This window comes from Coleofasciculus sp., from assembly GCF_046565525.1.
GTDB lineage: Bacteria > Cyanobacteriota > Cyanobacteriia > Cyanobacteriales > Coleofasciculaceae > Coleofasciculus.
Genome location: NZ_JBKHUP010000052.1, coordinates 47594 through 55228, shown reverse-complemented (window position 1 = coordinate 55228; position 7635 = coordinate 47594). Strand labels below are relative to the sequence as shown.

Below are 7635 nucleotides of genomic sequence, written 5' to 3'. Positions count from 1 at the left end.
CCAATCAGCGACCACCCCTAAAAAGGTGGCGTGGTGAGGAATCCCCCGCGCTCTTTAGCCGGGGGAGGATGTCAAACAGATTGAATCGTACAAACATACGAACCTAAAAAAAGAGGGGAGAGTGTCTTTTTCTCTTCCCCCTGGCTTATTCTGTTGTTCGGCTTTTCCGCTTTCTTTCAACTTCTTGAGCAACATTTGCCGCTGCTTCTTCAGTTGTCTGGCTCTGGCGGAACCACCTTTGCCTTTATCATTTCGCCCTTGACGGCGAGGAGACTCCCAACTCTTGAGTCGTTGTGTCATCTGTACCACCTCTGAATCTGAATGGGCGGAGAGAGACTCGAACTCTCACGACCAGAGGTCGCCACATTTTGAGTGTGGTGCGTCTACCAATTTCGCCATCCGCCCTTGGATGCAACCTTTTCATTATACCTGATAGATGTCGGTTGTAGCAAGGACTGATAAGCTTGAGAACTTGCCCATTTATCAATTTCCCGCGCCCGTAACACGGGGACGGGGTGACTCAACTGGGCAGTTTGAGCGGATTTGAGCAGTTCTCCCAATTCCGAATTGCTGATATCATCATAGGCTCTGGCTTGGGCGATAAAGGCATCGAGGTTCAGTTGGGGCGCCAGGGTGGGTGAACCGCCAGCGAGTTTCATCAGCACCGACATCACCACTCTGGGATTCTGAGTTGCCAGCAGCGCCGCGCGATCGCAGGAAAACTCAGCACACCTTAACCACTCCAGCATCTGTTCCTGAAGGCTTTGGGCAATCACAGCCCCCCAATTCGGCAGTAAAGACGCCGCTAAAATCATAATGTTGAGCGGTGTCAGATAAACCCCATGCTCGCACTTGAGATGTCCCAGTTCGTGAGCTATCACCGCCTGAATTTCTTCTGGGGTCAGCATATCGATTAAAGCGGTGTGCAGGACGATAAATGGCTGCTTACCCCGCATGGCAAAGGTATAAGCATTTGGCACGGGATGTTGCTGCACGTATAGTTGAGGGGGTTCTAAGTCCAGGGTTTTGCAGGCGTCTAGCAGCAACTGATGCAGGTGCGGTAGCTGATTTTCTCCCACCAAAACACTGGCAGCAATATTATTTAGGTAAAAGAATTGTTCCGCCAACGGTCCAAGGAGATTTCGCACCATCAAGTCGAGTCCGGGGAACTGCTTCAAGGCTTGGGTGGCTTGGAAATCAAGAGGATGACGGAACTGGTCTGCCTTTAGACCAACTAACGGCGTTTGGGTCATGGGTTATTGGTCGTGGGTCATGGATCTTATGTCTGAAGTCATTGGTTGCTCCAATGACTTCTAATCTCTAGTGTATCGAGAAGCTGAGCCTAAAACATCGGTTCAGTTGTCAAATCATCTTCGGAAATTACGACAAAACGGTCATCTAAGATACAAAACTCCCTCTGGTTTGACCAAATAAGTGATCGCTCCCCCAGCTTCCCTGATCTCAAGGTATCAGCCTTCAGATAGCCATTGTTTAACCCGCTTTAAACTGTCCCAGTCTGGCTTTCTATTCAATCCATCCTCAATACTCTCAAAGACATCCTGACGAACTTGAGAATCCGTCACCATCATCTGTTTAACGATGTCGATGTGTTGACGCACTCCCTTTTGACCCGTTTCCAACATCGCCACCGCTAGGTTTACTCGGGCTTGGGGTGCATTGGCATCAATTTTAGTCCCCTTGAGTGCTACTTTATATGCCCGTTCCCCTTGGTCATCCAGCAAATACAACCAAGCCAAACAACTCCAAGCGGCGGCGTTTTTCGGGAAGCGATCGCACAGTTGTTTAAATACAGGAATCAGGGAATCAGGTCCTTCACCCGCGTTGTAGCGTTCTAAGCCACTCTCAAACAGAGAATTAACAGTTTCGGTCATAGATTCAATTTCAGGTTTAGACCAACTTACGTTCTAACATTTGACAATCTCCGCCCTATAAGGACGGAGATTCTTCTTTCATAGACCCGACTTGCTTTGACAGGATTTCTCCAATCAAAGTAGAGGTCCAGTCTCCAGAAGCGTTCGGATTTAACATCACTGTTCCGACATGCCCTGCCGTACACCATCCTAATTTCAGAATATTAATGGCGGCGTTCCAATCTCGATCTAAAATACATCCACACCGACAAACATGAGTTCTAGTGGACAAAGACTTTTTAACTGTTGTGCCACAATCGGAACATTCCTGGGAAGTGTAGGCAGGATTAACCGCGATGGTTATCTTGCCAAATTTAATCCCAAAATATTCCAGCCATTTTCTGAATTGATACCAACCTGCATCATTGATCGATTTGGCTAAACAATGATTTTTAACTAAATTTTTAATCCTCAAATCTTCATAAGCGACCAAATCATTAGATTGGATTACGCAACGCGCCATTCTCTTGGCATGTTCTTCACGCTGCCTACTTATTTTGAGGTGCTTTCGCCCTAATCGATTGATGGCTTTCTTTCGGTTGGCGGAGCCAATTTCAGTGCGCGAAACTCGTCTTTGAAGGAAGCTCAGACATTTCTCGCCTTCTCGATAAAATCGGGGATTTGGCTCTTTGTGACCATTGCTATCAGTATAAAAATCTTTGAGTCCCACATCTAAGCCAATGGCTTTTCCTGTCGGCTGACTTTCTGCCTTGTTCTCGGCGTTGACTAAGAATTGAACATAGTAGCCATCTGCGCGACGGACTAACCGCACCCGTTTTATTGACCCAAGTTGATAGAAGTTTAAGTCCCACGTCCCTTTGAGCTTGAGCTTGCCAATTCCCTTTTTGTCCGTAAAGGTTATTTGTTTTCGAGTTTCAGAAAGCTTCCATCCGCTAGTTTTGTATTCAACTGAACGGCAGTTTTTCTTAAACTTTGGATAACCCTTCTTTCCCGGAATAGCTTTTTTGCAATTACTGTAAAACCGAGCAATTGACGAATACGCTTTTTCTACAGCCGTTTGACAAGCATGGGAATTTAAGTCCTTGACAAAGGAAAACTCAGCTCTTAGCGCCGTGTTATAGCGATACAAATCTTTTTGTCCAACATTTTCGTTATCTATCCAGTAACGAATGCATTTGTTGCGGACAAATTGAGCGGTTTGAATCGCTTCATCGATCGCTAAATATTGAGTTGTCTTTCCTTTAGCCTTGAACTCAAAGACCAACATTTGACGTGGAACAACTCGGCATCAACATGATAACACAGAAAAAGTCGTCCTGGAAGGACGAGGAGCCTGAACCCCTTATTTCCGGTCATTTTAAATGCAGTAGGGGTTTGGTTACCAAACCCCTACTCCCTTCCCTATTGCGCCGTTTTTAATTAAACGCCAAAGGATTTGCCACAGCCACAGGTTTGATTGGCGTTGGGGTTGGTGAATTGGAAACCGCCCCCAATCATGGCATTGCTGTAATCTAAGACCAGACCATACAGGTACAGGATGCTTTTGGGATCACATATTATTTTGAAGCCCTCGTAGTCAAACACTTCATCGTTATCCCGTACCTTACTAGGATCTTCAAAATCCATCATGTAAGACATCCCGGAACAGCCCCCCTGACGGACACCAACCCGCAAGTATAGGTCTTGTCCTTGTTGGTCTCGCAGCGCCACAATATGCTTGAGGGCTTGTTCGGTCAGTTGGATACCTCGTTGCGGTGTTGTTGCTTGTGTCATAAGTACGTTGTGACTCCTGGTTAGGTTAAAGTTGGATGATGAACTACTGATGTGCCACGCTTATGGACCCTTATGGATCAAGTTTATCGAGACTGACCCCAAGCGCGTGTATTTACCCGATAAAAATTTTCTTGGGAACTCCTTTGTCCAAACAATGAAGCGCAGCCTGGAAGGTATTGCGGTTTAATAGGAGTATCTATTATTAATCATGGCTGACCTGCCATGGTTTTTGCACTTATTGTCAAATACCCTATGTCTGCTCTCAATCGCAATACTCGTCGTCGGCTCAAACGGTTACCCCAAATACCCAGCGTCTGGGAAGGGGATCGCCGTTCTTTAGTGACTGTATCCGATCAGGGTGATTTTGATGCTGAGGGTAATAATGAGTGCATTCTTTGGGTGGATGGCTCAGAAGGAATTGTCCGGGCGATGGATATCATCTCGCTAGAAATGGGACCTGAAGCGATTGTTCGCACGCTATTGCGAGCCATGGAACATCCCCAAAGTCCGGCTCGACCCGCCCGCCCGTCTAAAATTGTGGTACGCGATCGCGAAGTTCAGTTTTTGTTGCGTGGGGTACTGCAAGAGTTGGAGATTGCCATTGATTATGTCCCCGATTTACCCCTGATTGATGAGTTGTTTCGCGGGTTTGAGGAAATTGCCCTCCAGCGCCAGCCCCATTTACCTCCTAAGTATGCGGATCTGTTGATTGCCAAGGCGTATGACTTATGGCAAGATGCGCCTTGGGATGTCCTGGCTGATCATCAAATCCTGAGTGTGGAATTAAATCGCTGGGATGTGGATGAGTTCTACGTCTCGGTCATGGGTATGCTGGGTGTGGAGTACGGAATTCTGCTCTATCGCTCCTTAGATTCGCTGCAACGGTTTCGGGAGTCGGTCGTCAATCAGGAATCTGTAGAGGCGATGGAAAAGGCATTTTTGGGACAAGATTGCTTGTTTATCACCTATGAAGCCGCGGATGAGGAATTTGAAGATGATGAGGATGGGGATTTAGCCGAGTTATCGGTTGAAGAGATTGTGCCGAGTTTTGGCGCGGTGCATCCATTAGAGGGAATGCGACCCTTTCTGGATGAGGAAGAAGCACTGGTTGTCTATATGGCGCTAGAAGCCCTGCATCGATTTTTCCAAGGCTCATCCGGAAAATTAGCGGCGGATGATTTTCCGGCGATGAACAAGCGCTACCGCATCCCTATCCCCGTAGATACGGAAGATACGGAGTCAAAAACAACGGTGTCTATTCAAGTGTCTACACGACCAGAGATCGCAGCTGAGTTGTGGGAGATGGCGATTGAGGATACGGATGACGAGGATTGGGATGAGGAGGAGGATGAGGAGGAACTCGAACTTCCTCTACGGGATGACTTAGTGCCAAAAGATTCCTATCTGAGTCTGGGGATGATGCCTTGGGAGAGTATAGCACTCCTACGGGAGGGTGTTGATTTCTATCAATCTCAAGACGCCCCGCCGATAGGAGAAGGGTTACCTGTGGTGTTAATTCAAACCACTCGCCCGAAAGCTAAAGTTTTAATCGAGCAAATTAAAACAGCCGGTGGACTTAAGGGGATTGGCTTTAACCCTGGAGAAGATCCCTTAGTCGGCGATCGCTACGATTTGGGCATTCTGCAAACAGGAGATAGTCATCTTTACCTATTTGGCGAGTTTCCCGAAGCTGATCCGGCTCATACGGCTAATCGTAAGCATTGGGAACAACGGTGTCTAAAAACGAAGGGCTACTGTGGGTTAATTATCGCCAGAGGACTCAAAGGTGCTTCCCGTGGTAATCCTCAACCCAAAGACATGGTGGCATTTTTTGAAGCGCGATCGCTCTCGGTCAAGGAGTTAGGATTAGGGATGTTGCAGCTTATGCCTGTGTTTGAATTCTAGATTCTGGGGAACAGGAAACAGGAAGTCTTGGTATGAAACACCTGTAGGGGCGACCCGCTTGCACCAATTAACAACTGTATCCACTCAATTTACCGGAAAAGCGATGGGTGAAGGCTCCCACGCTCTTTAGCTGGGAGATGAAACCGAGCGAACCGTCTAGGTAGCGAATAAATTCGCCAGTCAAATAATTCGGATAACGTTCTACTATTGTGGTAATGTAAATACAAGTCGCGGGAGGGCATTCCGAGACTATAAACGGACGTGGAGAGGGTGTAAGACCTCATTTGGAGGCAACCTTCAGCGAAGCGTCAACCCCAATCAGCGACCACCCCTAAAAAGGTGGCGTGGTGAGGAATCCCCCGCGCTCTTTAGCCGGGGGAGGATGTCAATCGGGTCGCCCTTTACTCAATCGCTTTTGGCTTATTCTAAATCATTGGTAGAAGCATCTAGCGTATCGCCTTGGGTTCCATTCGCTGTATTCTCGCTTGAAGTAATTTCTGACGTCACATCTGTTTCAGACAGATCTTCCGCGGGAACAGTTGTGGATTCATTCCGATAAATGCGAATTCGGTTCAGGCGAGGTCCTTCGGCTGAGATAACTTTTAACTCCAGATTCTCATAGTTTAAGATTTCCCCTTGAAGCGGAATTTTTTGGAACTGATATAATAAAAAACCTGCCAAGGTTTGATATTCATCGGTTACAGGTAAATTTAAATCCAAAAGTTCGTTAACTTCTTCTAAATCTATTTGGGCTTGAACTAAAAAGGTTTGTTCATCCACAATTCGGATCGGCACCTCTTCGGGACTTTCTGGTTCTGGGTTATCACCAATAATTTCCGCCACTAAATCCTTCAGCGTCACCAAGCCAGCCGTACCGCCAAACTCATCTACAACCATTACCATCGCCAAGTGCGATCGCTGCATTAAGGGTAGGAGTTCGCTCAAGGGAGTTAATTCCGGGACAAATCGAGCCGGACGAATCCAGGATTCAATGGGTGTATCTAAGGTTAATTTTCTCTCCGATAAGGGTTTAGCTAACTCTTTAAAATGGATAATCCCGCGAATATCATCCAGAGATTCCCCCGTTACCGGATAGCGAGAATGGTCAGTATTAGCAATTTCTTCTAACACCATTTGCACCGTTGCTGTACTGGGAATTGCGTCAATGCTGGTGCGTGGAACCATCACCTCCGTTGCCAAAACTTCGCCAAATTCAAAGACATTATTCAATAATTCTCGTTCTTCGGCTTCTAAACCTGTCGATTCCCGCTCGGTGGTAATAATTAACTGTAACTCTTCGGGGGTCACCTGATTATTCCACCATCCCCCCGTATATTGCACCCCTACCAGCCGCAATAAACAGCGTGTTGATTGGTTCAAAATCCAAATAAACGGATTGAAAAATCGGGCAATTACCAGACTCGGAGGACCCAAAAGCCGAGCCAACTGTTCAGAATACAGCAACGCCACAGATTTAGGACAGAGTTCGCCGAGAACAATTTGCAGATAAGCAATCAGGAAAAATCCCACCGGAATCGCCAGAGAATGAGCCATTCCTTGAAGCATCTCTGGGGGTAGGGGTAATTGAGTCAGCACCGCTGCGACGAAAACGGCGACGGTATTTTCTCCAATCCAACCCAAGGCTAAACTGGATAGAGTAATGCCTAGCTGAGTCGTTGAAAGGAGACGCTCAATACTCTGTTGTAGCGATTGAACTGTCTTGGCTTGCACATCCCCCGCATCAACCAATTGGTTAATCCGCGATCGCCGCACCGAAACCATCGAAAACTCAGCCGTGACAAAAAAGGCATTGATTGCAATCAAAAGCAGGACTAATAATAATCGCAACAGCATGTCCCGGCTGGTAAGGGGCGTAGAAGCACTCGCAGTGAGGAAAACCATTAACTGTGCAACCATAAGAACGGTAGCAGGTAACCCGCAAAAGCAGTTCTACTGCTTCCTGGAGAAGAGCTACAACGGGACTCCACAGATAGCCTTTCTCTAGGGGACTGTATTGATTGACAAATACCGTCTAACATAAAGGGAGCAATAGAACCGAAGGTAA

General features: G+C 47.0%; 7 protein-coding genes and 1 tRNA gene. 1 reads left to right on the top strand and 7 read right to left on the bottom strand.

Annotated elements, in window-relative coordinates; all coding sequences use genetic code 11:
- Positions 1-54: 54 nt before the first annotated feature.
- The 6 genes from ACLGGO_RS19155 to ACLGGO_RS19130 form a co-directional block, all read right to left on the bottom strand.
- Positions 55-300, bottom strand: coding sequence for a hypothetical protein (locus ACLGGO_RS19155; protein ID WP_446420506.1), 246 nt, complete (start codon positions 298-300; stop codon positions 55-57).
- A 22-nt stretch (positions 301-322) separates the two neighbouring features.
- A tRNA-Leu gene (locus ACLGGO_RS19150) sits at positions 323-405 on the bottom strand.
- Complete coding sequence (locus ACLGGO_RS19145) at positions 384-1253, bottom strand: M48 family metallopeptidase (RefSeq protein WP_446336707.1); 870 nt, start codon at positions 1251-1253, stop codon at positions 384-386. The genes ACLGGO_RS19150 and ACLGGO_RS19145 overlap by 22 nt, the downstream gene beginning before the upstream one ends.
- Positions 1254-1469: 216 nt before the next feature.
- Entirely contained in the window at positions 1470-1892 is a 423-nt protein-coding gene (locus ACLGGO_RS19140) for a tetratricopeptide repeat protein (protein WP_446420505.1), read from the bottom strand.
- Between the two features lie 55 nt (positions 1893-1947).
- Positions 1948-3159: an RNA-guided endonuclease InsQ/TnpB family protein gene (locus tag ACLGGO_RS19135; protein WP_446420504.1), complete on the bottom strand. Its 1212-nt coding sequence runs from the start codon at positions 3157-3159 to the stop codon at positions 1948-1950.
- A 152-nt stretch (positions 3160-3311) separates the two neighbouring features.
- A complete protein-coding gene (locus tag ACLGGO_RS19130; protein WP_446336705.1) occupies positions 3312-3665 on the bottom strand; it encodes a HesB/IscA family protein in 354 nt (117 codons plus the stop codon).
- A gap of 252 nt (positions 3666-3917) precedes the next feature.
- On the opposite strand from ACLGGO_RS19130, the gene ACLGGO_RS19125 reads away from it, so the two are divergent.
- The gene (locus tag ACLGGO_RS19125; protein ID WP_446420503.1) at positions 3918-5570 is read left to right on the top strand and encodes a DUF6930 domain-containing protein; all 1653 of its coding nucleotides are present in this window, start codon (positions 3918-3920) and stop codon (positions 5568-5570) included.
- Positions 5571-5990: 420 nt separating this feature from the next.
- Here the strand turns inward: ACLGGO_RS19125 and ACLGGO_RS19120 are convergent, their stop codons facing one another.
- Positions 5991-7487 (bottom strand): hemolysin family protein, encoded by a 1497-nt coding sequence (locus ACLGGO_RS19120; RefSeq protein WP_446420502.1) that lies wholly within the window; start codon positions 7485-7487, stop codon positions 5991-5993.
- Positions 7488-7635 lie beyond the last annotated feature (148 nt).